This window comes from Rhizobium sp. YIM 134829 (assembly GCF_046546455.1).
The window spans coordinates 1-519 of record NZ_JBKHKI010000033.1 but is presented as its reverse complement, the minus strand read 5'-3'; the positions used below and the strand labels follow the sequence as shown (position 1 = coordinate 519).

Genomic DNA, 519 nt, shown 5'->3' with positions numbered 1-519 from the left:
ATAGGAACGACGGGCCAGGTCGGGAAGCTGATCGTCGAGGAGTTCGACCGCGACCCGGGCAACGTCCGAGTCCGCTATGCCGCACGCAAGCCCGAGCAGGTCGACGAACTGCGCACGGCAGGGCGGGACGCGGTGCGCCTCGACCTGGACGATCCGAGCACCTTCGCCCACGCGCTGCACGGTGTGGACCGGGTATACCTGCTGACCGGCTACACCGTTGCCATGCTGACCCAGAGCAAGACCATCGTCGACGCCGCGGTCAAAGCGGGTGTCAGCCACATCGTGCACCAAGGCGTGTTCGCCAACTGGGACGTCACCGATCCGCACTTCGTCTGGCACCAGATGATCGAACGCTACATCGAGGGAAGCGGTCTGGCGTGGACGCACCTGCACCCCAACGTCTTCATGGAGGGACTGGCGTCCATGACACCGGTCGACGATGGCGCCTTCTCGGTCTTCTGGGGCGATCGCCGCGTCGGATGGATAGCTGCACGAGACATCGCCGCGGTGGCTGCCACG

Annotated in this window: 1 protein-coding gene; it reads left to right on the top strand. The window is 65.7% G+C overall.

From position 1 onward, the window contains the following. A partial coding sequence (locus tag ACLE20_RS15570; RefSeq protein WP_410941227.1) for an SDR family oxidoreductase occupies positions 1 to 519 on the top strand: 519 nt, incomplete at both ends.